This is a genomic window from Actinomadura coerulea (assembly GCF_014208105.1).
Classification (GTDB): Bacteria; Actinomycetota; Actinomycetes; order Streptosporangiales; family Streptosporangiaceae; genus Spirillospora; species Spirillospora coerulea.
The window spans coordinates 4454477-4477764 of the sequence record NZ_JACHMQ010000001.1 but is presented as its reverse complement, the minus strand read 5'-3'; the positions used below and the strand labels follow the sequence as shown (position 1 = coordinate 4477764).

The window sequence follows — 23288 nt, the reverse complement described above, 5'->3', positions numbered from 1 at the left end:
AGCGGAGGTGGTCGCGATGAGCGATGTTGAGTACGACGTCGTGGTGGTCGGCGCGGGGGCCGCGGGGCTGAACGCCGCGCTGGTGCTGGCGCGGGCGCGGCGGCGGGTCGCGGTGGTGGACGCGGGCGAGCCCCGCAACGCACCCGCCGCGCACATGCAGGGGTTCCTCTCGCGGGACGGGATGTCGCCCGCCGCGCTGTCGGAGGTGGGCCGGGCCGAGATCGCCGGGTACGGGGCGGCGTTGATCGACGCTCGGGTGGAGCACGTCGACCCCGGATTCACCGTGCGCCTCGCCGGCGGGGCGGCACTGGGCGCGCGGCGGCTGGTGGTGGCCACCGGCCTGCGCGACGAGTTGCCCGGCATCCCCGGGGTGGCCGAGCGGTGGGGGAAGGACGTGCTGCACTGCCCGTACTGCCACGGGTACGAGGTCCGCGACCAGCCGATGGGCGTGCTGGGCACCTCGGCGGGCGCGGTGCACCAGGCGCTGCTGCTGCGGCAGTGGTCCGATGACGTGGTGCTGTTCGTCCACACCCTGGAGTTGGACGAGGCGGCGCGTGAGCGTCTCACCGCCCGCGGCGTGCGTCTGGTTCACGGCGGGATCAAGCGTGTGGTGGCGGAGAACGACGGGGTCCGCGGCGTCGAGTTGGCCGATGGGCGGATGGTGCCGCGCCGCGCGGTGTTCGTGTTCCCGCGCATGGTTCCGCACGACGCCCTGCTCACCGCGCTCGGCTGCGCCGCCGAGGACGGCCGCGTCGTCACCGACCGAACCGGGCGCACCACCGTTCCGGGCGTGTGGGCGGTCGGCAACGTGGCGGACCCGCGTGCCCAGGTCGTCACCGCCGCGGGCATGGGGTCCGCCGCCGCCATCGCCGTCAACGCCGACCTGCTGGACGAGGACGTCCACCTCGCCGTCGAGCGGCACCGCGTCGGGGGTGGCGGGCGGTGAGCGCGGAGTTCCTGCCGGCCGGCGCCGCCGTGAACGCCGGCGCGGGGCTCGCCTCGGTCACCTGGATCGGCGCCGCCCTTGCGGCCGCCGTCGTGCCGGCCGTCCTCCTCGACCGGACGCTCTCCCGGCGCGGACGGGGATGACCGGGCCATGAGGAAGCGGACCGCCCCGTCCGGGGCGGTCCGCCGGCGCTCATCCGGTCGGGGTCGGGCTCGGCGAGGCGGGGACGCCGGGAGGCGCCGACGAGGGCGGCTCGCTGCTCGCCTTCTCGGTGGGCTCGGGGCCCACGAAAAGGAGTACCTGGTTCTTGGCCCAGGGGACCGCGTCATGGACGTACCACGTGGGCGGCACCTGGCCGGGCTTCAGCTCCTTGCTGACGTTGCCGTCCATGGCGCGGTACTCCGGCACCGTGACGTGTCGCTTGCGCAGGGCGGCCAGCACCTCGCCCACGCGGTGCGCGCGGTAGGTCATACCGTGCATGACCTCGCCCGGGGCGGTCGCGGCGGCGGTGCTCGTGTACTGCTCGCCCGGACGGGCCTCCCGTCCGAAGACGATGGCGGCGGTGCCCTTGTAGCCGGTGCGGATCCGGACGCCGACCGGGCAGACGTCGCCCCCGCCGCCGGTCTCGCACTCGCCCTTGGCGGTGATCGTGGTGACATCGCGCTGGGCGGTGTTCTCGCTGGTCTCCATCGTGAGGACGGTGCCCACGATGGACGGGGACGCGGGCACCATCGACAGCGTCACCTTGAGGCCGTGGGCGGCGAACTCCTCCGTGTAGCGCTTCGGGTCCGCCAGCGGGTCGCGGACGCGCACGTCGATGTAGCCGCCCTTGCGGGTGAACGACAGCGCCGCGACCAGCGACACGCGCGGGCTCGCCGGGGCGACGGCCGGGGTCCCGCCGGGTCCGCCGGCGCGGGCCAGCGCGACCGCCGTGACGGCGGCGCCGGCGACGCCCGCCGCGGCCAGCGGCAGGCCGATGAGCATGATCGGCGAGCGCCGCCCGCGCGGAGCGGCCGAGGGCACCGCGGTCGCGGTGATGCGGTCGGCGAGGGCGGTGGCCGCGTCCTCGGACAGCAGTGCTCCGGCCTGCCGGTCGGTGACGGAGGCGAGCCCTCCGATCAGCGGGTCGATGTCGCGGTTCATGTGGGGTCTCCGTTCGGGATCCGCCGCCCCGTGGCGGGCAGGGGCGCGGCATGCAGGGGAGTGGCGTGTGCCGAGGTTCCGGGGGCGTCCGCCTCGACGCGGGCCAGGGCGCGGGCGAACCGGCGGCGGGCGCGGTGCAGGCGGATCCGCACCGCGTTGCGGGAGCACCCGAGGACGGTCGCGATCTCGCCGTGGTCGAGCCCCTCCCAGCCGACCAGGGCGAGCAGCTCGCGGTCGGACTCGGGCAGGCCGCGGAACGCGGCGCCCACGACGGTCAGGTCGTCGCCGGACGTGTCATGGACGGCGAGGCCGTCACGCAGCCGGGACCCGAGGTCGGCGGCCAGCGCGGACCTGCGGCGCTCGCCGCGGTGGTGGTTGGCCAGGACGCGCCGGGCGACCCCGTACAGCCACAGGCGGGCCTGGTCGCCGGGCGGGACGTCGTCGAGCCGCCGCCACGCCGTGAGGAACGTCTCGGCCAGGACGTCGGCGGCGTCCTGCGGGTCGTCCGTGCGGCGCAGCGCGTACCCGAGGATCCGGGCGCGGTTGGCCGCGTAGACGTCCTCGAAGCGGCGCCGCCGGTCGTCGGGCGGCGGGGATTCCCGCGGGTGTGGTCGTCGCGATGGGGATGGCAAGCCCTCTCCTCTCGTCGCGGTGTTCTCTCACCGGACGCAGGGGACATGTCCGCACATCGCAGAGCATTTCAGCGGAACACTTCGGCAGAGCATCTCAGCGAGGCAACTCCGCGCAGCGTCCCGGTGTGCCCCTCGGGCCGCCGCCCCGGTGCGGGGGACCGGGGCGGCGACCCGAGGGGGGCGCCGCTCAGCGGGCGGCGCGCGCGAAGAGGTGGAAGGCCGACATTCCCAGGCCGGTGGGCGTGGGAAGCCGGAAGACGGGCTCGCGCTCGTCGTAGCGGTCGGTCTCGCGGTGCCACCTGAGGATGGCGGCCATCCAGTCGCGCAGTTCCTCGACGTAGGAGGAGAGCGCGGCCCGGGCGGCGTCGTCCAGGTCGAGCCGGTCGCAGAGGGAGGGGAGCTCGCCGCCGGCGAGGTGCTCGAACTGGCGGCGGCGCGAGGCGATGAGGTCGGCGACGATGGGCAGCGCCTCGTCGCGGCCGCAGCCGAAGAAGTTCTCGACGGCGAGGACGCCGTTGTTCAGCTCGCCCTCGTACTCGATCTCCTTCTGGTAGGAGAAGCAGTCGTTGAGCAGGCACGCGACGTCCATCGCGGAGGTTTCGAGCTCGCGGAGGGTGCGGGTCTCGAAGACGTGCGGAGGGATCTCGTCCGCGCGCCCGATGCGCGCCAGGCTCATCGTCAGCTCGGAGCCGAACGTGTGCCGGCGCATCTCGACGTAGTCGACGGGGTCGGGGACGCGCGACTGGAGGTGGTTGCTCAGTTCCCACACCCAGCTCTCGACCATGTGCTCGACGGCCGCGCGGAACTCGCGGCGGCCCCGGTCGTCCATGGGCCCGGCGGTGCGGGTCCACAGGTCCGCCAGCGACGTCTCGAACGGGTTCTCCGGGGTCGGGGTGCGGCCGCAGTCCAGCGGCATGAACCGGGGGACGCGGGCGTTGAACGCCTTCGCGCCCGCCATGTCGCGGTCGCGGTTGAAGACGGCAGGGAAGTAGTCGTCGCCGAACGTGCCGCACGCCAACCACTGGACGGCGAGGTCGAGCGCCTCCGGATCGGCGTCCGGGGCGAGGGACGCGGCGCAGACCTCCAGCACCATCCCGGTGAGCCGGTCGGCGCTCCACACCGGGACGGGCGTCCGGGGATGGGGGGAGAACATGCCCATCTCGCGCGCCCAGGCGAGCAGGTTGCGCCCCGCCCGCTCGCGGTGCGGGTTCGCGCGGGTCGGGTAGGGGATGTCGAACGCGGGCAGCGGCGTCGGACCCACCTTCTGGAACGGGACGTGGGGGACGCTGATCCGCGCCGACTTCAGCAGGGCGGGGATGCGGGCGGCGGACATGCCGAGCGACCTGTCGTTCATGTACCGGCTGGACCTCAGGTGCCATTCGTGGCCGCCGGACTGCCAGTCCTGGAGGGCCTTGACGTAGGCCGCGACGCCCGCCCGCTCCACCGGGTCGAGGGCGTGGTCCTCGAAGACGTGCGGCAGTTCGGTCACCGCGGTGTTCTCGAACTGGCGCAGCCGCGAGGTGAGCAGGTCGTTGACGGTGTCGGCGGCGACCTGCGGCGCGACCGACAGGAACCGCTCCATCACCAGGACGGAGTTGTTGACCTCGCCCTCGGACTCGGTCTCGCGCTGGTAGGAGAAGATGTCGTTGCGCAGGTGGACGGCGTCGGAGAAGGTGTCCTTCAGGACGCGCAGCGGCCGCGTCGCCACCACGCGTTCGGGGATCTCGACGCCCGCGGCGTGCTCGGCGAGGTCGGCCGACCACGGCGCCCCGCCGACCTTGCGCCGCATCTCGATGTACTCGACCGGGTTCGGGATCCGCCCGGTGCTGATGTTGGACAGCTCCCACAGTGATTCGCGCAGCAGGTTCAGGGTGCTCACGGAGAATCGGCGCCGCCAGGCGTCCGACCGCGCCGGGACGGTCCGCGCCCACAGGTCGGCGAGCCCGCGCTCGACGGCGTTCACCGGGGCGGGCGGGTCGAGCGACATGAACAGGGGCAGCCGGTCGAGGTAGGACTCGGCGCCCTCCTGGTCCTGGGGTTTCTTGAACACCTCCAGGAAGTGGTCGTCGAAGTAGAAGACCCAGACGTACCAGTCGGTGATGAGGTCGAGTTCGGGGGCGGCGCAGTCGGGGTGGGTGTAGGCGCACAGGAGGGCGTAGTCCATCGCTTCGAGCGCGCGCTCGTCCCAGATGTCGGGGGTCCCGGGGTCGCGGTCGGCGTCCAGCATTCTCATCTCGCGCGCCCACGCCATGGTGTGCCGCCGCGCGCCCTCCAGGCTCGGGTTGAGCCGCGCGGGATACGGGACGTAGAAGTCGGGCAGCTCGAAGGGTTGCATGAACCGGCCTTCCTGTCGGGTCCGGTTCGGCAACCTACAGCACAGGCAAAGTCACGGAAAGTGACACTTTGCTTGCCGGAATCCTCGGCCCATCTGCGGGTAAGCCGAGGTCATGTCGAAGTCGCGCGAACCTGCCGCGGCCGGCGACCCGCTGGAGCAGAACCTCGTGCTCGCCCGGCGTGTAGTCGAGGCCGCGCAGCAGGAGATGATCGAGAAGGCCAGGCAGCGCATACCGGCGCTGCGCCTCGGGGCCGTCGCCGGGGCGTTCGGGGTCATGGCGACCGCGGCCACCTACCGCATGAACGTGCTGCTGCTGGAGAAGAAGCTCCCTCCCGAGCTGGCGTCGTTCATCACGGCCGCCGTGTACGGGGGAGGGGCGGGGGCCGCGGCGATGGCCGCGTCCCGCAAGTGGAAGGGCCTCCCTCCGCCGCTGCCCACCGACACGGCCCGGCAGGTCGTGGAGATCCTGACCGACAACGACTGAGGGCCGACACGACTGAGGGCCGGCGTCGCGGAACGGGCCCGGACGGCCGTTGAGGTTCGGTGACCGACGGAAGATCCGGGGTAGGCACCCGGCATGGACAGCGAAGCCACCCCGGTGCACGCCGACGTCACCCTGGTCGTGAACGGGACGGAGCACCGCCTCAACGTCGACACCCGAGCGTCCCTGCTGGACGTCCTGCGCGAGGATCTCGGCCTGACGGGGTCGAAGAAGGGCTGCGACCACGGCCAGTGCGGAGCCTGCACCGTCCTCCTGGACGGCCGCCGGGCGAACGGGTGCCTGGCCTTGGCGGTCGCCCATGACGGAGCGGACGTCGTCACGGTCGAAGGGCTGGCGCGGGACGGAGAGCTCAGTCCCGTCCAGCAGGCGTTCATCGAGAACGACGCCTTCCAGTGCGGGTACTGCACGCCCGGCCAGCTCTGCTCCGCCACCGGGATGCTGGATGAGGCCGAACAGGGCTGGCCCAGCGCCGTCACCGGCGACCTGAGGGCCGATCCCGTACTGGACGACGACGAGATACGCGAGCGCATGAGCGGCAACCTGTGCCGGTGCGGCGCCTACGTCGGCATCGTCGCGGCCCTCAGGCAGGCCGCGCGGCGCAGAGAGGGGGCGCAGGCATGAGGCCGTTCGCATACGAGCGCGCCACCAGCGCGGAGGACGCCCTGGGGCGCCACCAGGACGGCGCCGTCTACCTGGGCGGCGGGACCAACCTGGTCGACCTGATGCGGCTCGGGGTGGAGGAGCCGAGCAGGCTCGTCGACGTCGCGCGTCTCCCGTACGACCAGATCGAACTGCGGCCGGACGGGAGCCTCGTCATCGGGGCGGCCGTGACCAACAGCGCCCTCGCCGCCGACCGGACCGTGCGCGAGGGCCATTCCGTCCTAGCGCAGGCGGTGCTCGCGGGGGCGTCCGGGCAGATCCGGAACCTCGCCACCGTCGGCGGCAACCTGCTCCAGCGGACCCGCTGCTCCTACTTCCAGGACACCTCCAAGCCCTGCAACAAGCGCACCCCGGGCAGCGGATGCCCGGCGCGGGAGGGCGAGCACCACAACCTGGCGATCCTGGGCCATTCGGACGCCTGCGTGGCGACGCACCCGTCCGACATGGCCGTCGCGCTCGCCGCGTTGGACGCCTCCGTGCGCGTCCGGGGGCGCGACGGAGACAGGACCGTCCACATCGAGGACCTGCACAGGCTCCCCGGGGACGAGCCCCGGCGCGACACCACCCTCGAACCGGGAGACCTGATCACCGCCGTGGAGGTTCCGGCGCTGGGCGTGCCGTCCCGCTACCGCAAGGTCCGCGAGCGCGCGTCGTTCGCGTTCGCGCTGGTCTCCGTCGCGGCGGTCCTGGACGTCGGCGGCGGGCGGGTGCGGGACGTCCGGCTGGCCCTCGGCGGCGTCGCCCACAAGCCGTGGCGGGCGCGCCGCGCCGAGGAGGCGCTGCGCGGCGCGGAGGCGACGGAGGAGTCCTTCCTGCGCGCGGCGGAGGCCGAGCTGGAGGCCGCGGAGCCGCTGCGCGACAACGCCTACAAGGTGCCGATGGCGCGCAACCTGATCGTCCGGACGCTGATCGAGCTGGGGGAGGAGTCATGACCGACCGGCTGGAGGGCCGCGAGAAGGTCACCGGGGCCGCGCGGTACGCGTTCGAGTACCCCGTGGAGGGCGTCGCCTACGCCGCGGCCGTCCAGGCGAGCGTGGGCAAGGGCCGGATCGAGTCGGTCGGCGCCGACGCCGCGCTGAGGCTGCCGGGGGTGCTCGCCGTCCTGTCCTGCGAGAACGCCCCCGAGCTCAGCGACACCTCCGACGGCGAGCTGGCCCTGTTCCAGTCGCGGACGGTCTCCTACCGCGGCCAGTTCGTGGCCGCGGTGGTCGCGGAGACGCTGGAGACCGCCCGCGAGGCGGCCCGCCTGCTGCGCGTCGAGTACACCGAGGAGGCGCCGGACGTGCGTCTGCGCGCCGACCATCCGGGCCTCTACAAGCCCGACAAGGTGAACCCGGTCTTCCCCGCGGACACCGAGCAGGGCGAGCCGGAGAAGGCGTTCGCCGCGTCGGCCGTCCGGGTGGACGCCGTCTACACGACCCCCGCCGAGCACAACAACCCGATGGAGCCGCACGCCACGATCGCCCAGTGGAACGAGGACGGCACCCTCACGCTCCACGACTCCAACCAGGGCGCCTCGACCGTCCAGTCCACGATCGCGAAGGTCTTCGGGCTCGAACCCTCCCAGGTGCGCGTCGTGTCGCCGCACGTCGGCGGCGGGTTCGGATCCAAGGGGACGCCCCGGCCGAACGTCGTGCTCGCCGCGATGGCCGCCCGCGCCGCGGGACGTCCCGTGAAGTTCGCCGTCCCGCGCCAGCAGATGTTCGCCACCACCGGCTACCGGACCCCGACCATCCAGCGCATCCGCCTCGGCGCCGGCCAGGACGGACGGCTGACCGCGATCCTGCACGAGGTGGTCGAGCAGACCTCCACCGTCAAGGAGTTCGCCGAGCAGACCGCCACGCCCACGCGGATGCTGTACCAGGCGCCGCACCGCCTCACCTCGCACCGGGTGGCGCCGCTCGACGTCCCGACGCCGTCCTGGATGCGCGCCCCGGGCGAGACGCCCGGCATGTACGCGCTGGAGACGGCGATGGACGAGCTGGCCGTCGCGACGGGCATCGACCCGGTCGAGCTCCGCGTGCGCAACGACACCGACCGCGAGCCGGAGAGCGGGCTGCCGTTCAGCTCGCGCAACCTGGTCGCCTGCCTCCGCGAGGGCGCCGAGCGCTTCGGGTGGGCCGGGCGCGACCCTCGGCCCGGCGTCCGCGAGGAGGGCCGCAGGCTCGTCGGCATGGGCGTCGCGGCGTCCACCTATCCGGCCTACCAGCGGCCCAACCGGGCGACGGCCCGCGCCGAGCCCGACGGGACGTTCACCGTCCGGATCGCCGCCGCCGACATCGGCACCGGCGCCCGCACCGCCCTCGCCCTGCTCGCCGCCGAGACGCTCAAGGAGGACCTCGCCGACATCAGGATGGAGATCGGCGACAGCTCGTTCCCCCGGGCGTCGGTGGCGGGCGGCTCCGCCGGGACGGCGGGCTGGGGGACGGCCGTCGTCCGCGCCTGCGAGGCCCTGCGCGGCAAGCTGAACGGCGCCGTCCCGCCCGAGGGCGTGGAGGCGTCCGCCGACACCGGTGAGGAGCTCAAGGCCCGCGCCGAATACGCCCGGCACGCGTTCGGCGCGCAGTTCGCCGAGGTGGAGGTGGACGCCGACACCGGCGAGGTCCGGGTCCGCCGGATGCTCGGCGTGTTCGCCGCCGGGCGGATCATCAACCCGGTCACGGCCCGGTCCCAGTTCATCGGCGGGATGACGATGGGCGTCGGGATGGCGCTGATGGAGCAGAGCGTCATGGACCCGGAGTTCGGCGACTACCTCAACCGCGACCTCGCCCAATACCACGTCCCGGCGTGCGCCGACATCCGCGACGTCGACGCCGCCTGGGTGGAGGAGTCCGACCCGCACCTGAACCCGATGGGCGCGAAGGGCATCGGGGAGATCGGCATCGTCGGCGCGGCGGCGGCCGTCGGCAACGCCGTCCACCACGCCACCGGAATCCGCGTCCGCGACCTGCCCATCACCCCGGCCCGGCTCCTCCGGGAGCTCTGACAAGTTGAAAAGTTCACCATCGAGGTGATCTCCGTCATCGGGCCGGGTAGGGAGGACGTACTCGGGGGCGACCACTACCCCGCGAGGTGATCGCCGTGTACCAGCAGGTCCTCGATCCCGTCGCCGACTCGCTCGGCTGGAGCTCCCTGGTCGCCGCGCTGCCGCTGGCCGTGCTGTTCGTCCTGCTCGGCGGCGTCCGCATGCGCGCGTGGCTCGCGTCGCTGATCGCGCTGGCGGTCGCGCTGGCCGTCGCGGTCTGGGCGTACGGCATGCCCGCCGGCCAGGCGCTCCTCGCCGGCTCCGAAGGCGCGGCGTTCGGGTTCTACCCGATCCTGTGGATCGTCATCAACGCCCTCTGGGTCTACAACATCACCGTCGCCACCGGCCATTTCGACGTGCTGCGCCGGTCGTTCGCGCGGGTCAGCGACGACGGCAGGCTCCAGGCGGTGCTGATCGCGTTCTCGTTCGGCGCGCTGCTGGAGGCCCTGGCCGGATTCGGCACGCCGGTCGCGGTCACCTCCGTGATGCTGATCGCGCTCGGCTTCCCGCCGCTCAAGGCCGCCGTCCTCGCCCTCACCGCCAACACCGCGCCCGTCGCGTTCGGTGCGATGGCGACGCCGATCCTCACGCTCGGCAAGGTCACCGGCGAGTCCAGCGACACGCTCGGCGCCATGGTGGGGCGGCAGACCCCGATCCTCGCGGTGTTCGTCCCGCTCGTCCTCGTCACCATCGTGGACGGCCGGCGCGGGCTGCGCGAGACCTGGCCCGTCGCCCTGCTGTGCGGCGCCGCGTTCGGGGCCGCGCAGTACGTCACCGCCAACTTCGTCTCGGTGCCGCTCGCCGACGTCGTGGCGTCGCTGGTCTCGGCCGCGGCCGTGGTCCTGGCCGTCCGGACGCGTCCGTCGGCCGCGTCGGCGAAGCCCGCCCCGGTCGCCGGCGGCGCGGCGGACGAGCCGACCCCGGAGTTCGCCGCCCGCGTCGAGGGACGGGACGGGGGAGGGGCCCCGGACTCCCGCGCCGAGGTCGCCCGCGCCTACGCGCCCTACGCGATCATCATCGCGGTCTTCGTCGTCTGCCAGATCGGGCCGGTCAAGGACCTCCTGGACAGGGCGACCCGGACGTTCTCCTGGCCCGGCCTGCACCTGGAGGGCCCGTCCGGCGGGCCGCTGGCCCTGCCGACCTTCACCCTCAACCACCTGACCACGCCCGGAACGCAGATGCTCGTCGCGGGGCTGATCACCATGGCCGCCCTCGGCGTCGGCCTCGGCCGCGCCGGGCGCGCCTACCGGGCGACGCTCGTCCAGCTCAGGTGGGCGATCATCACGGTGATGGCCGTCCTGGCGCTGGCGTTCGTGATGAACGCCTCCGGGCAGACCGTGACGCTCGGGACGTGGATGGCCGGGGCGGGCGGGGCGTTCGCGCTGCTGTCGCCGATCCTCGGCTGGCTCGGCACCGCCGTCACCGGATCGGACACCTCGTCCAACTCGCTGTTCGGCTCCCTGCAGGTCACCGCCGCGGACAAGGCCGATCTGCCGGCGGTCCTGATGGCCGCGACCAACAGCTCCGGCGGCGTCCTCGGCAAGATGGTGTCGCCGCAGAACCTCGCCATCGCCGCCGCGGCCGTCGGCCTGGACGGGCGGGAGGGCGACATCTTCCGCCGCGTGGTGCTGTGGAGCCTGCTGTTCCTTGCCGGGATGTGCGTGCTGTCCGGCCTGCAGTCCACCGCGGTTCTCGGCTGGATGGTCCCGTGAGGGATCCCTTGACAGGCCCGTGAGGGGCTACTGCCAGTAGCCTTCCACCTCGCCGGCGGGACGGACGTGGGCGTCTTCGGGGTTCTGTCCCGCCGAGATGCGGGCCCGTCGCTGCCGCAGCAGATCCCAGCACTGGTCGAGCGCCACTTCAAGGTCGCGCAGCCGCCCCTGGGCCTCCGCGTTGGAGGTCTCGGCGCGCTCGTGCGCCTGCCGGAGAGAGTGTTCCTCCTCGATGAAATCGTTGATACGTTCCAGAATCGCCTTCTCGTCCATGAAATGGCTTCCGATCGTGGTTTTCCGCTCTGGTGGGGTCCAGAAGGTCCCGACAGGTGAGAGCCTTGCATATACGGGGCCGCGCACGGTAGCGGCGGCGCCCCGTTGAGGGTGAGGAGCAGATGACGGTCTGGCGGATCACCGGCGGCGAGGGCGGCCCCGACCCCGGTGCGCGGGAGGCTCCCCGGTACGACATCGTCGAGCACGACTCCGCGCTGCTGCGCATCACGGCCGCGTCGGGCGTGCCGCGGGTCCTGCTCGCCGGGGAGGTCGACGTCTCCAACACCGCCGCGGTCGCGCGCGCCCTGCGCGCCGTCCAGGACCGGGTGTCCGGCGACCTGCACGCCGACCTGTCGGGGGTGGAGTTCATGGACGTCGCCGGCCTGCGCGCCTTCAGCGAGGCCGCCCGCGCCCTGCACGAGCGCGACTGCCTCCTCGTCCTGCACGGGGTCCCCCCGCACATCGAGCGGCTGTTCACCCTGATCGGCTGGAACGCCGCCCCCGGCCTGGAGATCCACTGCCCGCCGCGCCGCTGAGCCGCCGGAACCGCTGAGCCGCCCGGGCGAGTCTCCCCGGCACTGGTTCACGGGGGGCGCCGAGCCACCGGATCACCATGCCCGCGTCAGCGCGCGGCAAAGGGTGCCGAGTACAAACGCGAACCTCTTCAGGAAACGGTCATATGCCGTTTGACCTGGTTGAACACGGTTAGGAGGGGTTTACAGCTCTCCGATTCAGAGGGGGATCTCATGGCAAGGCGTAGAGAGCACCAATCCGCGCCGATGCCCGGCGAGCACACGGGATCGGCGATGCCCGCGGAGGGCATGGCCGCCCCGGCGCACGGCGCGGCCACCCCGGCGCAGGGTGCGGCGATGGCGCCACCGAGGGGCGCGGACCAGGCCGGCGAGCACGCGCTCTGGGAGGACCGCACCCGCGTCTTCCTGCAGCCCATCGCGGCGCCGTCGATCCTCGGGCTGTTCGGGCTCGCCGCCGCGGCCATGATGGTGGGCGCGTGGCAGGCGGGCTGGTACGGCGGCGCCGGCACCCCGCTCATCCTGTGGCCCTTCGTGCTGACCTTCGGCGGCATCGCGCAGCTGCTGGCCGGCCTCTGGGGCTACCGGGCGCGGGACGGCGTGGCCACCGCGATGCACGGCATGTGGGGCACGTTCTTCATCGGCTGGGGCCTGCTGTTCCTGCTGGTGAGCATCGGCGCGGCGCCCGTCGCGCTGGCGCCGGTCCTCGGTACCGCCTATCAGGGCTTCGCGTTCTGGTTCATCCCGCTCGCGGTGATCACCGGACTGGGCGCGCTCGCCGCGCTCGGCGAGAACCTGATGACGGCCCTGGTCTGGGGCTGCCTGGCGGTCGGCGCGGGCTTCACGGCCGCGGGCTTCTGGGCGGGCTCGACCTGGCCGCTGACCACCGGCGGCTGGCTGTTCGTCGCGGCCGCGGCGATCGCCCTGTACGCGGCCGCCGCGATGATGTTCGCGAGCAGCTTCGGGCGGACGATCCTGCCAACCGGCATGATCCGCAAGGGCGCCAACATTCCCGGCGGCCGGGGGGTCCGGCCCCTGGAGTACCGGTACGGCGAACCGGGCGTGAAGATCGGGCAGTGATGCCCGGCGTTTCGCCTTGACATTCCCGTTACCCTATGCTGAGCCCAAGAGCACCGAACCGGGCTCGGAGGGGGAGCGGGAATGTCATCGGCGGTCCGGCGGACGTGGCGGCGCCTCGTCCAGTCCTACAACCACCTGTGCGCGCGCGAGGACGGTACGGCGCGCGGCGTCACCATACCCAGCGGAGTCTGGGCCTGTGACCACTGCCACGCGCCGCATCTCGAGCTGGCGACCCTCAAGCACCACCTCCGCACCGAGCACGCCTGACGCGTCCGCGCCTCGGTCTCCCGGGGAACCCGCCGGCGCCGATCAGCGCAGGGAGCGGCGGGCCACCAGGGCCGCGTTCAGCAGTCGCAGGTCGCCTGGGCGGCCGGGATCCAGCCCCGTGAGGGCGCTGATGCGGCGTACGCGGTAGGCGACCGTGTTCGGGTGGACGTGCAGGGCCGCGCCGGTCGCGCGGCGGTCCAGGTCGAACGCCAGGTAGCGCTCCAGCGTGCGCAGCAGGTCCGGTCTGCGGTCCAGCGGCGCCAGCAGCGCGGCGAGCGGGGCGAGCGCGCCGCTCGGGCGGCTCAGCTGGTAGTCCAGCAGGACGTCGGCGAGCCGGTACAGGCCGGGCGGGCGGCCCGCCCGGCGGACCAGATCCATGATCTCGCCGGTCTGGGCGACGGCGCCCGGCACGCCCGCCGGGCCGGTGATCTCCGCGGCGGCCGTCACCTCGATGTCGGCCGCCTTCGCCGCGCCCGCGACCAGGTCGTGCAGGGTCTCCCAGCCGGCGGAGAAGGGGAGCAGGGCCGTTCCTCCCGAGGCGTCCAGGGCGGTGAGGGCGGGCTCGTCGGCGACGGCGTCCAGCGCCGTCCGCACCCGGCGGATCTTGCGGCGGGCCGCGATCCGGGCGCGCTGGCCGGCGCCCGCCTCGTCGGGGTGCCGGCCGAACACCAGCGTCAGGACGGCGTAGCGGGGCGCCGGGCGGTGCCCCGCGGTGTCCCCTGCCAGCAGCGCGGTCATGAGGGCGTGCCGGCCGCCGTGCTCCTGGCTGTCGAGGATCTGCCGCACCTCCAGGTAGGCGGCGCTGACGGCCGAGGTCAGCAGCCGCTGGAAGTCGAGGAAGTACCCGAGCGCCTCCTGGAAGGCGGGCAGGTCGGCCGGCCCGGCACCGGCGGTCAGCTCCTCCCAGGCCATGGCCGCCCCGATCTGGTAGGCGGCGAGGATCGCGTCCAGCGGCACGCCCTCCTCGGCCCGTAGCGCCGCCGAGTCGCGCTGCCGGGCGAAGTCGGCCGCGCGGGCCGGGCGGCGCCGCTCCAGGACGTCCGCGAACTGCCGCAGGCTGTGCTGGACGATCCCGGCGATGTCCCCGGCGACCTCCTCCTGCGGCAGCTCGGCGTAGACGGGCAGCTCGGCGAGCAGCCGCGCCACGACGCGGCGGGTCAGCAGCGGCGCGCGGACCCGCAGATGGGCCGCCATCGGCCGGCCCGCCACGCGCAGCGCCGGCGTCTTGTCCCGCGTCACAACGGCTCCCGGAAGAGTCTGTTTTCACGCCAATTGAACGGCGTGTCCAGATTCTGGACGATCACGGCGACATCGTCCATGACGCCGGGAGTCAGCTCATGAAGCGTCTGTTCTACGGCCGCCTGTCCACCGCCCGGGTCGCCACGGACCGCACCCCCGGGAGCGGGGTCGCCACGGGCCGGATGGTCAGGGGCGCGGTCGGCGCGATCGCTCTGGCGGGGGCGGCCCTCGGTGGGACGGCCGTTCCCGCGGCGGCCGCCGCGACGGAGTACGTCGCGCTCGGCGACTCGATGGCGTCCGGCCCGCTCATCCCGGACATCACCGGCCCGATCGGCTGCGGGCGCTCGACGCACAACTACGCGCACGAACTGGCGGCCCGGCTCAGCGCCACCCTGCGGGACGTCACCTGCAGCGGCGCCAAGACCACCCACATGACCCAGTCGCAGAGCACCAGCGTCGGCGGCGTCGACACCGGGACCGTCCCGCCGCAGCTCGACGCGCTCACCGCGTCCACCGCGCTCGTGACCCTCACCATCGGCGGCAACGACGTCGGCCTCGTCGGCATCGCCCAGGACTGCGCCACCCTCGACCCCACGGCCACCCCGTGCAAGGGCGAGTTCGAGGACCAGGTCGCCCAGCGCACCCGCGACTTCGGGCCGAAGCTGTCCGCCGTCCTGGACGGGATCCGCGCCCGCTCCCCGAAGGCCCGGATCGTCGTCACCGGCTACGGCCTCTACATCAAGCAGAACGGCTGCTGGCCCGTCCAGCCCGTGCTGCCCACGGACGCCAACTTCCTCCAGGGCTCCGTGAACGCCCTGAACGACATGATCCGCCAGCAGACGACCGCGCACGGCGGGACCTACGTCGACCTGGTCGCGCCCAGCGCCGGCCATGACGCGTGCCAGTCGGCGTCCAAGCGGTGGGTCGAGGGCTACGTCCCCGTCCACTCCGCCGCGCCCCTCCACCCGAACGCGGCGGGCGAGGCCGCGTACGCCGGCGTGATCGGCGGCGTCCTCGGCGGCTGAGGCCGCTTCCGGCCCGTCCCGGCCGGACCCCCGGGCCGGGACGGGCCGTAAGCTTCGTGGCGCCGACGGAGGGGCTGATCATGAACGAGCAGATGCGCGCCGACACCGCCGCGTACGAGCAGACGATCCGCTCGACGCTCGCGCTCGCCGGGACGCTGCGCGACGACGACTGGGACCGGCCGACCGAGTGCCCCGGCTGGACGGTCAAGGACCAGGTCTCCCACCTCGTCGGCGTGGAGCGCGACCTGCTCGGCGATCCGTCCCCGCCCGTCGAGCTGCCCGACTTCGAGCACCTCCGCAACGACTTCGCCCGCTACATCGAGGCGGCGGTGCACGCGCGGCGGCCCGTCCCCGGACCGCGGGTCGCGGCGGAGCTGGCGGACGCGCTCGAACGGCGCCTCGCGCAGCTGGCCGGCGAGGACCCCGACCGCGTCGTGATGTGCCCGGACGGCAGGGAGGGCCCCTACACGCGGTTCATGAAGTTCCGCGCCATGGACTGCTGGACCCACGAGCAGGACATCCGCCGCGCCGTCGGCCGTCCGGGCAACCTCGACGCCCCGGCGGCGCGGTGCTTCTGGGAGCTGCTGAGCCGCCCCCTGCCGCGCATCGTCGCGCGCGCCGCGAAGGGCGCGCCCGGCCGCAGCGCCGCCTTCACGATCTCCGGCCCGCCCGACTTCGAGGTCGCCGTCACGGTCGGCGACGACGGCCGCGGCGCGTGGTCGGACGCCCCGGCGTCCCCGTCGGCGAGGATCGCGATGGACTGGGAGACCTACGTCCGGCTGACCGCCGGCCGCTGCGGCGCGGACGACGTCGCCGTCCGCACCGAGGGCGACGGGGACCTGGCCGGCGGGATCCTCGCCACCATGGGCGTCACCCCCTGATCCCCGTACGCCTCAGCGGTGCCGGACGGCGTCCGGGAAGTGGGAGGCGAGCAGGTCGGGGGACTCCTCGCGGCCGTCGAGGACGCGGTTGACGCGGGTCACGGCGCGCCAGCCGGACGGGGTGCGGCGCAGCCGCCAGTGGTTGGCGGTGGCGCGGCGCAGCACGAAGCCGTCCGGCCGCTTGACGATCATCAGGGTGTAGCCGACGGCGGTGGCCTCGTCGCCGGAGAGCGTGACGTGCGGCGGGCCGACGACGTGCGCGCAGCCGCCGGAGATCCACCGCTGGTGGTTCGCCGAGCGGACCATCGCCTCGATCTCCGGGTGCCCGGTCATCAGCAGCTCGTCCACGTCGTAGACGCCGTCCGGCTCCCAGAGCCCGGCGACCTCGGCCGCGCAGCCGCTGTCGACCAGCGGCCCGTAGGACAGGACCAGCCGTGTGATCTCGCGCTCGTCCTCCAGGGCGCGCAGGCGCTCCTCCAGGGCGGCCAGCCGCGCCTCGACGCTCACCTCTCCTCCCCGAAAACCAGGCCGTGGCCGGCGGCCAGCCCGCGCAGGGCGGCGAGCTGCTCGCAGTAGTGCTCCGCCGATTGCGACTCCATCCGGACGCCGGCGATCGTGGCGCCCGCCTCGCGCAGCTCGGCCAGCGCCTCCCCGGCCGCCTCCGGGGCGCCGACCGGGTCGAGCGGGCGCGGCGGCGCCAGGACCACGTCGAAGCCGGGCGGCACGTCGGCGTCCGCGAGCATCTCGGCGAGCGTGCGCAGCGGCAGGCCGAACGGCACCCAGCCGTCGGCGCCCAGCGCGCGGCGCAGCGAGCGGTCCGAGCGGCCGCCGATCCACAGCGGGACGCGGTCCTGGACGGCGTGCGGCTCCACGACGAGCCCGGAGTAGGCGTAGTGCTCGCCGCGGTACTCCGGCGTCCGCCGCGACAGGGACGCGCGGAGCGCGGCCAGCGCGTCGTCGGCGCGGGCGCCGCGGCCGGCGAACGGGGCGCCGAGCAGGTCGAACTCCTCCTCCAGGCTGCCGACGCCGAGGCCGAGCACGAGCCGCCCGCCGCTGATCCGGTCGAGGGTGCCGTAGCGCTTGGCGATGGCGAGCGGGTGGTGGTAGCCGAGCACGAGCACCTGCGTGGCGAGCCGGATCCGGGACGTGCGGGCGGCGAGGTGGCCGAAGGTCGCGAGCGGGTCCCAGTAGACGCCGCCGCGCCGCTCGGCGGCCTCGACCGGGACGGCGACGTGCTCGCTGCACGTCAGGTGGTGGTAGCCGAGCCGGTCGGCGGTCTCGGCGATCAGGGCGATCTCCTCGATGCCCGCGCCGCGCTCCCAGGCGGCATGGCCGGGCGGCTGCGCCACCACCGGCGTGACGATCCCGACGCGCATCGCTGCTCCCTTCGTTGGCAGAAAAACGTTCTATCACGCCGACCGATCCGACCTGGGGCGCGGTCCCGGTGCCGTAGTCTCCGGCTGACCTGGCCTTACTTCCCCTCTTCCGCTGAGAGCAAGCGGTTGCTACATTCCAGGTAACAAGAATTCATTTCAGTCATGTTCTGGGAGGTGCGATGACCGAGGCCACGATGCCGGGGGCAGCGACGCCGGAGGCCATGACCACGCCGGAGGCCAGGGGCGGGGCGGAGGTCATGGCGCGGCGGGAGGTCATGTCCACGGCGCGCCGGGAGTCGCCGCCGTCGATGATCGAGCGGATGACGCTGATCCTCGACGCGTTCAACGGGCCGACCGCCCGGCTGACCCTGGAGGACGTCGCCCGCCGCACCCGCCTGCCGCGCTCCACCGCGCACCGGATCCTCGACCAGCTCGTCCGGCAGCGCTGGCTCGCGCACCACTCGTTCGGCTACGGCCTCGGCCAGCGCGCCCTCGGCCTCGGCGGGCAGGACGGCGGGCACGGCAAGATCCGCGAGGCCGCCGCGCCGCTGCTGCACGAGCTGCAGGTCACCACCGGCCTCGTCGCGCACCTCGCCGTCCTGGACGGCGCCGAGATCTACTACCTGGACAAGCTCGGCGGACGACTCGCCACCTCCGTCCCGTCGCGGGTCGGCGGCCGCGCCCCCGCGCACTGCACCGCGCTCGGCAAGGCGATGCTGGCGTGGCTGGAGCCCGAGCAGGTGGACGCGCTGCTCGGCTCGGAGATCAGCCGCTTCACCAGCCGCACGATCGGCGAGCTCGGCACGCTGCACCAGGAGCTGCACCGCATCCGGCAGCGCCGCGGCCTGGCGTTCGAGCGGGGCGAGTCCTACCCCGGCATCGCCTGCGTCGCCGCGGCGATCCGCGGCGCGGAGGGGCCGGTCGCGGGGATCTCCCTGGTCGGCGACATCCGCGCGCCGCTGGAGAACGTCGCGCCGCTGGTGGTCACCGCCGCCCGCGAGGCGTCGCAGACCCTGTTCCCCGGCTCGGCGCCCGGCGCCCGCGCGGGACGTCCCGCGGGACGGGCCCGGCGCGCCGTGCGGACCGGCGAGGAGACCAGCTGGTCGCCGGAGACGATGAACCGGCTGCTCGCGGTCGACGGGCGCGGCGACTGGATGTGACGGGCGGCCGCAGGTGACCTCAGCCCCAGCCCCACCGGTCGCCGACGCCCCACGGGTCGGGCGCGATCGGCGCGTCGGGCTCCCCGACGCCGAACCGGCTGCGGAAGAACACCATCGGGCGCCGCCACGCGCCGTCCACCACCTCGTGCCGGTCCACCGCCAGCACCCGCCCGATCACCACCTCGTGGTCGCCGGCCTCGTGCACGTCGTGCACGACGCAGTGCACCGCGAGCAGGACGTCCGGCAGGGCGGGGGCGCCCCACCGCGACTCCTCCCAGTCCAGCCCCTCGAACTTGGCGCCCCGGCTCGACCCGAAGCGCTCGCACAGCTCGCGCTGCTCCTCGCCGAGGACGTTCACGCAGAACCGTCCCGCCGCGCGGATCCGGGGCCACGACCGGCCGCGCCTGTCCGCGCAGAACAGGATCAGCGGCGGATCCAGCGACACCGACGCGAACGACTGGCAGGCGAAGCCGACCGGCTCGCCGCCGTCGAGGGCGGTGACGACGGTGACGCCCGTGGCGAACTCCGCCATGGCCTTGCGGAAGTCCGCCGGCTCCGGCGCGGCCGCGGCGGCGTCCGCCCGCCGGCCGTTCGCGTCGGCGTCGGGCAGGGGCGTGAGCGCTGGCTCGGCTGGCATGTGTTCACCTCGGGGCTGCGAGCGGGCGGGCGTTCGGATCCACTATGCGACATTTCTACTTACGGGTACTCACCCGGCACCGGTCAAGGGGCGGCCGGTGAGCCCGAAGGTAGGCACCCCCCTCCGCGGCCACGCGCGCCGATCCCGATGAGTGGAAGCGGGCGCCGGGACGGGCCCGCAGAGCCGCCCTGAGACCCGCGTCCCGCTGATCGGGATCCACCGCCTGACCCCGCCGTCCCGCCGATTACGTTCCGGACAAGCCACCGTCGAAGGACTGGGAGATCATGCCTGCGGAGCTGACCTACGAGTCGACGTTGCGCGAGCTCGCCACCGACCAGGGCGTCCTGCGCTACCACGAGGCCGGTGAGGGCCCGCCGCTGCTGATGCTGCACGGCTCCGGTCCCGGCGTCACCGGCTGGCGCAACTACCGCGGCAACCTCGCCCGGTTCGCCGAGCACTTCCGCTGCCTGGTCCTGGAGTTCCCCGGCTTCGGGGTCAGCGACCCGACCGACGAGCACCCGATGATGGCCGCCGGCGGCGCCGTCGTCCGGTTCCTGGACGGCCTCGGCCTCGACCAGGTCGACGTCGTCGGCAACTCGATGGGCGGCATCGTCGCGACGCAGGTGGCGCTGCGGCACCCCGAGCGCGTCCGGCGGCTGGTCACCATCGGCGGCATCGGCCGCAACGTCTTCAGCCCCGCGCCCGGCGAGGGCATCAGGCTGCTGGCGGAGTTCACCGACGACCCGACCCGCGAAGGCCTCGTCCGATGGCTGAACTCGATGGTGTACGACCCGCGGATCGTCACCGAGGAGATGATCGAGGAGCGCTGGAAGCAGGCCACCGACCCCGACACCCTCGCCAGCGCGCGCCGCATGTACGGGTCGAAGGCGATGGCCGCCCGCGCGAAGGCGATGGCGGCCTCCGACGAGCCGCCGTACTGGGCGATGCTCCACCGGCTCAAGGCCGAGACCCTGATCACCTGGGGTCGGGACGACCGGGTCAGCCCCGTCGACATGGTGCTCGTGCCGATGCGCACGATCCCGAACGTGCAGGTGAACATCTTCCCGAACTGCGGGCACTGGGTGATGATCGAGCAGAAGTCCGCCTGGGAGAGCGCCGTGCTGGCGTTCCTGACCCGGAAGGACGAGCGGTGAACGACGCGGGCGGCTGGGACCACGAGTACGACCTCGTCATCGTCGGCAGCGGCGGCGGCGGGATGGCCGCGGCGCTGACCGCGCACGACGAGGGGCTCTCCGCACTGATCGTGGAGAAGGGCAAGAAGTTCGGCGGCTCCACCGCCATCTCCGGCGGCGGCATCTGGATCCCCAACAACCCCACGCTGAAGGCGCGCGGCCACGCCGACAGCCGCGAGTCGATCCGGGCCTACCTGGACCGGCTCACCGAGGGGCGCGTCCCCGCGGCGCGGCTGGACGCGTTCGTCGACAACGGGCCCGCCGCCATGGAGCTGCTCTGCCGGAGCAGGTGGATGAAGTTCTTCTGGACGAAGGGCTACGCCGACTACCACCCCGAGTACGAGGGCGGGCGCCCGCTCGGCCGGTCCATCGAGGCCAGGCCGTTCGACACCCGCAAGCTCGGCGACGACGAGCGGTACCAGCGGCCGAACAGCATGAAGGGCCCGCTCGGCCTGTGGATCACCGCGAAGGACTACCACGACCTCGCGATGGCCAAGCGCACCTGGACGGGCCGCCGCGCGTCGCTGGTCGCGGCGTGGCGCGTGTCGTCCAACATGGTCCGCCGCCGCCACATGGCGACCGGCGGCCGGGCGCTCGCCGCGCGGCTGCGGATGGCGCTGAAGGACGCCGGGATCCCGCTGTGGCTGAAGAGCCCCATGACCGAGCTCGTCGTCGAGGACGGCCGCGTCGCCGGCGTCGTCGTCGAGCGCGACGGCGCGACCCTGCGCGTCCGCGGGCGCCGGGGCGTCCTGCTCGCGACGGGCGGCTTCGACCACAACCAGCAGATGCGCGACAGGTACCTGCCGAAGGGCGGCCAGGAGGACTTCGCGATGGGCGCCCGCGAGAACACCGGCGACGGCATCCGCGCCGGTGAGAGCGTGGGCGCTGCGCTCGACCTGATGGACGACGCGTGGTGGATGCCCGCCGTCCGGCACCCGGCGGGGGCGACGATCCCGCTGCTGTCGGAGCGGTGCATCCCCCGGTCGGTGATCGTGGGGCAGGACGGCAGGCGGTTCACCAACGAGTCGGCCCCCTACGTCAACTTCGTCCACGACCAGCTGGAGGGCGGGCACGTCCCCTGCTGGTTCGTGATGGACGCCAAGGCCCGGGCCCGCTACCCGTTCGCGCAGATCCTGCCGGGCGCGCCGATCCCCAAGGCGTTCTACGAGGCGGGCATCGCGTTCAAGGCGGACACGCTCGCCGAGCTCGCCGGCAGGATCGGCGTCCCGGCGGACGCGCTGAAGGAGACCGTCGAGACGTTCAACCGGTACGCGCGCGAAGGCAAGGACCCCGAGTTCGGCCGCGGCGACTCCGCCTACGACCGCTACTACGGCGACCCGAACCTGAAGAACCCCAACCTGGACGTGATCGAGGGCGGGCCGTACCACGCGTTCCGGATGGAGGTCGGCGACCTCGGCACCAAGGGCGGCCTCGTCTCCGACGAGCACGCCCGCGTGCTGCGCGGGGACGGCACGGTCATCGAGGGCCTCTACGTGACGGGCAACTCCTCGGCGTCGGTGATGGGCAACGAGTACGCGGGCCCGGGCGCCACCATCGGCCCGGCCATCGTGTTCGGCTACATCGCCGCCCGGCACGCCGCCGCGTCCGCCGGTTCCGGGAAGGCCGCGGGACGCTCATGACGGCACTGAAGGCGCGGGTGGTGGAGGTCGTCCGGGAGACGGCCGACGCCCACTCGCTCGTCCTCGAACCCGTCGAGGGCGACCGGGAGCGGTTCGCCTACCGGCCCGGGCAGTTCCTCACCGTCCGGGTCCCGGCGGAGGGCGGCTGGGCCGCGCGCTGCTACTCGCTGTGCAGCTCGCCGCTCACCGGCGACCGGCCGAAGGTGACGGTCAAGCGGGTCGCGGGCGGTCTCGGGTCCAACTGGATCTGCGACAACGTCACGGCGGGCGACGTCCTGGAGGTGCTGCGCCCGGCGGGCACGTTCACGCCGCCCTCGCTGGACGAGGACCTGCTGCTCGTCGCGGGCGGCAGCGGCATCACCCCGGTCATGTCGATCCTCAAGTCGTGCCTGGCGGCCGGCTCGGCGAAGGTGGCGCTGCTGTACGCCAACCGGGACGAGCGGTCGGTCATCTTCGCCGACGAGCTGAGGGAGCTGACCGAGCGGCACCCGGACCGGCTCACCGTCGTCCACCTGCTGGAGTCCGTGCAGGGCCTGCCGACGGCCGCCGCGGTCCGCTCCGTGGCGGGCCCCTACGCGGGCCGCCCCGCCTACGTGTGCGGGCCCGAGATCTTCATGGACCTGGTCTCCGGGACGCTCACCGGCCTCGGCGCGAAGGTGCACGCCGAGCGGTTCTTCTCGCTGGAGGGCGACCCGTTCGAGCAGCCCGGGGACGCGCCGGACCAGGGGGAGGCGGAGAACGGCGACGCCGGCGAGATCGAGGTCGAGATGGACGGCGAGACCCGCACGGTGCCGTGGCGCAGGTCCGAGCGGCTCCTCGACGCGCTGCTGCGCGGCGGGGTCGACGCCCCGTTCTCCTGCCGGGAGGGGTCCTGCTCGGCCTGCGCCTGCGTGGCGCTGGAGGGCGAGGTCACCCTGGACGCCAACACGGTCCTCGACGAGCAGGATCTCGCCGACGGCCTCATCCTCGCCTGCCAGGCGAGGCCGGTCACCGACCGGCTGAAGATCACCTACGACGGCTGACGAAACATAC

At 73.6% G+C, this 23288-nt stretch carries 24 protein-coding genes; 16 read left to right on the top strand and 8 right to left on the bottom strand.

Features of this window, described 5'->3' with window-relative positions:
* The first annotated feature begins 16 nt into the window (after positions 1-16).
* Positions 17-946: an NAD(P)/FAD-dependent oxidoreductase gene (locus BKA00_RS20460; RefSeq protein WP_185027315.1), complete on the top strand. Its 930-nt coding sequence runs from the start codon at positions 17-19 to the stop codon at positions 944-946.
* Positions 943-1089, top strand: a complete 147-nt coding sequence (locus tag BKA00_RS20455; protein ID WP_185027313.1) for a hypothetical protein — start codon at positions 943-945, stop codon at positions 1087-1089. Before BKA00_RS20460 ends, BKA00_RS20455 begins: the two co-directional genes overlap by 4 nt.
* A gap of 49 nt (positions 1090-1138) precedes the next feature.
* On the opposite strand, the gene BKA00_RS20450 is transcribed toward BKA00_RS20455, so the two are convergent.
* From BKA00_RS20450 to BKA00_RS20440, 3 genes are all read right to left on the bottom strand, one after another.
* Positions 1139-2089 carry a hypothetical protein gene (locus BKA00_RS20450; RefSeq protein WP_185027311.1) on the bottom strand — a complete coding sequence of 317 codons (951 nt, stop codon included), beginning with the start codon at positions 2087-2089 and terminating at the stop codon, positions 1139-1141.
* Complete coding sequence (locus BKA00_RS20445) at positions 2086-2721, bottom strand: RNA polymerase sigma factor (RefSeq protein ID WP_185027309.1); 636 nt, start codon at positions 2719-2721, stop codon at positions 2086-2088. Before BKA00_RS20445 ends, BKA00_RS20450 begins: the two co-directional genes overlap by 4 nt.
* Positions 2722-2908: 187 nt before the next feature.
* Positions 2909-5056, bottom strand: coding sequence for a terpene synthase family protein (locus tag BKA00_RS20440; protein ID WP_185027307.1), 2148 nt, complete (start codon positions 5054-5056; stop codon positions 2909-2911).
* A 112-nt stretch (positions 5057-5168) separates the two neighbouring features.
* Between BKA00_RS20440 and BKA00_RS20435 the strand changes: the two genes are divergently transcribed.
* From BKA00_RS20435 to BKA00_RS20415, 5 genes are all read left to right on the top strand, one after another.
* On the top strand, positions 5169-5540 hold the full coding sequence (locus BKA00_RS20435; RefSeq protein WP_185027305.1) for a phage holin family protein: 372 nt from the start codon (positions 5169-5171) through the stop codon (positions 5538-5540).
* Between the two features lie 93 nt (positions 5541-5633).
* On the top strand, positions 5634-6179 hold the full coding sequence (locus BKA00_RS20430; RefSeq protein WP_221493235.1) for a 2Fe-2S iron-sulfur cluster-binding protein: 546 nt from the start codon (positions 5634-5636) through the stop codon (positions 6177-6179).
* Complete coding sequence (locus tag BKA00_RS20425; protein ID WP_185027303.1) at positions 6176-7150, top strand: FAD binding domain-containing protein; 975 nt, start codon at positions 6176-6178, stop codon at positions 7148-7150. The genes BKA00_RS20430 and BKA00_RS20425 overlap by 4 nt, the downstream gene beginning before the upstream one ends.
* On the top strand, positions 7147-9204 hold the full coding sequence (locus BKA00_RS20420) for a xanthine dehydrogenase family protein molybdopterin-binding subunit (RefSeq protein ID WP_185027301.1): 2058 nt from the start codon (positions 7147-7149) through the stop codon (positions 9202-9204). Before BKA00_RS20425 ends, BKA00_RS20420 begins: the two co-directional genes overlap by 4 nt.
* Before the next feature lie 95 nt (positions 9205-9299).
* Complete coding sequence (locus BKA00_RS20415; RefSeq protein ID WP_185027299.1) at positions 9300-10955, top strand: L-lactate permease; 1656 nt, start codon at positions 9300-9302, stop codon at positions 10953-10955.
* Between the two features lie 27 nt (positions 10956-10982).
* Here the strand turns inward: BKA00_RS20415 and BKA00_RS20410 are convergent, their stop codons facing one another.
* Positions 10983-11228, bottom strand: coding sequence for a DUF2630 family protein (locus BKA00_RS20410; RefSeq protein WP_185027297.1), 246 nt, complete (start codon positions 11226-11228; stop codon positions 10983-10985).
* Positions 11229-11350: 122 nt separating this feature from the next.
* Between BKA00_RS20410 and BKA00_RS20405 the strand changes: the two genes are divergently transcribed.
* The 3 genes from BKA00_RS20405 (at position 11351) to BKA00_RS20395 (ending at position 13105) form a co-directional block, all read left to right on the top strand.
* Entirely contained in the window at positions 11351-11764 is a 414-nt protein-coding gene (locus BKA00_RS20405) for an STAS domain-containing protein (protein WP_185027295.1), read from the top strand.
* Positions 11765-11974: 210 nt separating this feature from the next.
* The gene (locus BKA00_RS20400; protein WP_185027293.1) at positions 11975-12838 is read left to right on the top strand and encodes an acetate uptake transporter family protein; all 864 of its coding nucleotides are present in this window, start codon (positions 11975-11977) and stop codon (positions 12836-12838) included.
* Between the two features lie 81 nt (positions 12839-12919).
* A complete protein-coding gene (locus BKA00_RS20395) occupies positions 12920-13105 on the top strand; it encodes a hypothetical protein (RefSeq protein ID WP_185027291.1) in 186 nt (61 codons plus the stop codon).
* A 42-nt stretch (positions 13106-13147) separates the two neighbouring features.
* Here the strand turns inward: BKA00_RS20395 and BKA00_RS39940 are convergent, their stop codons facing one another.
* Entirely contained in the window at positions 13148-14344 is a 1197-nt protein-coding gene (locus tag BKA00_RS39940; protein WP_268248198.1) for a PucR family transcriptional regulator, read from the bottom strand.
* Positions 14345-14442: 98 nt separating this feature from the next.
* On the opposite strand from BKA00_RS39940, the gene BKA00_RS20385 reads away from it, so the two are divergent.
* Both BKA00_RS20385 and BKA00_RS20380 read left to right on the top strand, forming a co-directional pair.
* Positions 14443-15369 carry an SGNH/GDSL hydrolase family protein gene (locus BKA00_RS20385; protein ID WP_185027289.1) on the top strand — a complete coding sequence of 309 codons (927 nt, stop codon included), beginning with the start codon at positions 14443-14445 and terminating at the stop codon, positions 15367-15369.
* An 80-nt stretch (positions 15370-15449) separates the two neighbouring features.
* Positions 15450-16250 carry a maleylpyruvate isomerase family mycothiol-dependent enzyme gene (locus tag BKA00_RS20380; protein ID WP_185027287.1) on the top strand — a complete coding sequence of 267 codons (801 nt, stop codon included), beginning with the start codon at positions 15450-15452 and terminating at the stop codon, positions 16248-16250.
* A gap of 12 nt (positions 16251-16262) precedes the next feature.
* On the opposite strand, the gene BKA00_RS20375 is transcribed toward BKA00_RS20380, so the two are convergent.
* Together BKA00_RS20375 and BKA00_RS20370 are read right to left on the bottom strand one after the other, a co-directional pair.
* Positions 16263-16757: a nuclear transport factor 2 family protein gene (locus BKA00_RS20375; RefSeq protein WP_185027285.1), complete on the bottom strand. Its 495-nt coding sequence runs from the start codon at positions 16755-16757 to the stop codon at positions 16263-16265.
* Positions 16754-17626, bottom strand: coding sequence for a TIGR03619 family F420-dependent LLM class oxidoreductase (locus tag BKA00_RS20370; protein ID WP_185027283.1), 873 nt, complete (start codon positions 17624-17626; stop codon positions 16754-16756). Before BKA00_RS20370 ends, BKA00_RS20375 begins: the two co-directional genes overlap by 4 nt.
* 179 nt (positions 17627-17805) lie before the next feature.
* Between BKA00_RS20370 and BKA00_RS20365 the strand changes: the two genes are divergently transcribed.
* Positions 17806-18786, top strand: coding sequence for an IclR family transcriptional regulator (locus BKA00_RS20365; protein ID WP_230298574.1), 981 nt, complete (start codon positions 17806-17808; stop codon positions 18784-18786).
* Positions 18787-18805: 19 nt separating this feature from the next.
* On the opposite strand, the gene BKA00_RS20360 is transcribed toward BKA00_RS20365, so the two are convergent.
* Positions 18806-19423, bottom strand: coding sequence for a flavin reductase family protein (locus BKA00_RS20360; protein ID WP_185027281.1), 618 nt, complete (start codon positions 19421-19423; stop codon positions 18806-18808).
* Between the two features lie 284 nt (positions 19424-19707).
* Between BKA00_RS20360 and BKA00_RS20355 the strand changes: the two genes are divergently transcribed.
* From BKA00_RS20355 to BKA00_RS20345, 3 genes are read left to right on the top strand one after another with little or no spacing between them, the layout of a single operon-like run.
* The gene (locus BKA00_RS20355; protein ID WP_185027279.1) at positions 19708-20577 is read left to right on the top strand and encodes an alpha/beta fold hydrolase; all 870 of its coding nucleotides are present in this window, start codon (positions 19708-19710) and stop codon (positions 20575-20577) included.
* Positions 20574-22256 carry an FAD-binding protein gene (locus tag BKA00_RS20350; protein WP_185027277.1) on the top strand — a complete coding sequence of 561 codons (1683 nt, stop codon included), beginning with the start codon at positions 20574-20576 and terminating at the stop codon, positions 22254-22256. The genes BKA00_RS20355 and BKA00_RS20350 overlap by 4 nt, the downstream gene beginning before the upstream one ends.
* Entirely contained in the window at positions 22253-23278 is a 1026-nt protein-coding gene (locus BKA00_RS20345; RefSeq protein ID WP_185027275.1) for a ferredoxin--NADP reductase, read from the top strand. The genes BKA00_RS20350 and BKA00_RS20345 overlap by 4 nt, the downstream gene beginning before the upstream one ends.
* The last annotated feature ends 10 nt before the right edge of the window (positions 23279-23288 follow it).

What these genes read in the sequence shown, in the direction of transcription:
- BKA00_RS20345 (WP_185027275.1), top strand. Translation starts at nt 22,253, where the DNA reads ATGACGGCACTGAAGGCGCGGGTGGTGGAGGTCGTCCGGGAGACGGCC.
- BKA00_RS20435 (WP_185027305.1), top strand. Translation starts at nt 5,169, where the DNA reads ATGTCGAAGTCGCGCGAACCTGCCGCGGCCGGCGACCCGCTGGAGCAG.
- BKA00_RS20405 (WP_185027295.1), top strand. Translation starts at nt 11,351, where the DNA reads ATGACGGTCTGGCGGATCACCGGCGGCGAGGGCGGCCCCGACCCCGGT.
- BKA00_RS20420 (WP_185027301.1), top strand. Translation starts at nt 7,147, where the DNA reads ATGACCGACCGGCTGGAGGGCCGCGAGAAGGTCACCGGGGCCGCGCGG.
- BKA00_RS20400 (WP_185027293.1), top strand. Translation starts at nt 11,975, where the DNA reads ATGGCAAGGCGTAGAGAGCACCAATCCGCGCCGATGCCCGGCGAGCAC.
- BKA00_RS20460 (WP_185027315.1), top strand. Translation starts at nt 17, where the DNA reads ATGAGCGATGTTGAGTACGACGTCGTGGTGGTCGGCGCGGGGGCCGCG.
- BKA00_RS20365 (WP_230298574.1), top strand. Translation starts at nt 17,806, where the DNA reads ATGACCGAGGCCACGATGCCGGGGGCAGCGACGCCGGAGGCCATGACC.
- BKA00_RS20355 (WP_185027279.1), top strand. Translation starts at nt 19,708, where the DNA reads ATGCCTGCGGAGCTGACCTACGAGTCGACGTTGCGCGAGCTCGCCACC.
- BKA00_RS20395 (WP_185027291.1), top strand. Translation starts at nt 12,920, where the DNA reads ATGTCATCGGCGGTCCGGCGGACGTGGCGGCGCCTCGTCCAGTCCTAC.
- BKA00_RS20380 (WP_185027287.1), top strand. Translation starts at nt 15,450, where the DNA reads ATGAACGAGCAGATGCGCGCCGACACCGCCGCGTACGAGCAGACGATC.
- BKA00_RS20450 (WP_185027311.1), bottom strand. Translation starts at nt 2,089, where the DNA reads ATGAACCGCGACATCGACCCGCTGATCGGAGGGCTCGCCTCCGTCACC.
- BKA00_RS20370 (WP_185027283.1), bottom strand. Translation starts at nt 17,626, where the DNA reads ATGCGCGTCGGGATCGTCACGCCGGTGGTGGCGCAGCCGCCCGGCCAT.
- BKA00_RS20440 (WP_185027307.1), bottom strand. Translation starts at nt 5,056, where the DNA reads ATGCAACCCTTCGAGCTGCCCGACTTCTACGTCCCGTATCCCGCGCGG.
- BKA00_RS20430 (WP_221493235.1), top strand. Translation starts at nt 5,634, where the DNA reads ATGGACAGCGAAGCCACCCCGGTGCACGCCGACGTCACCCTGGTCGTG.
- BKA00_RS20385 (WP_185027289.1), top strand. Translation starts at nt 14,443, where the DNA reads ATGAAGCGTCTGTTCTACGGCCGCCTGTCCACCGCCCGGGTCGCCACG.
- BKA00_RS20360 (WP_185027281.1), bottom strand. Translation starts at nt 19,423, where the DNA reads ATGCCAGCCGAGCCAGCGCTCACGCCCCTGCCCGACGCCGACGCGAAC.
- BKA00_RS20410 (WP_185027297.1), bottom strand. Translation starts at nt 11,228, where the DNA reads ATGGACGAGAAGGCGATTCTGGAACGTATCAACGATTTCATCGAGGAG.
- BKA00_RS20425 (WP_185027303.1), top strand. Translation starts at nt 6,176, where the DNA reads ATGAGGCCGTTCGCATACGAGCGCGCCACCAGCGCGGAGGACGCCCTG.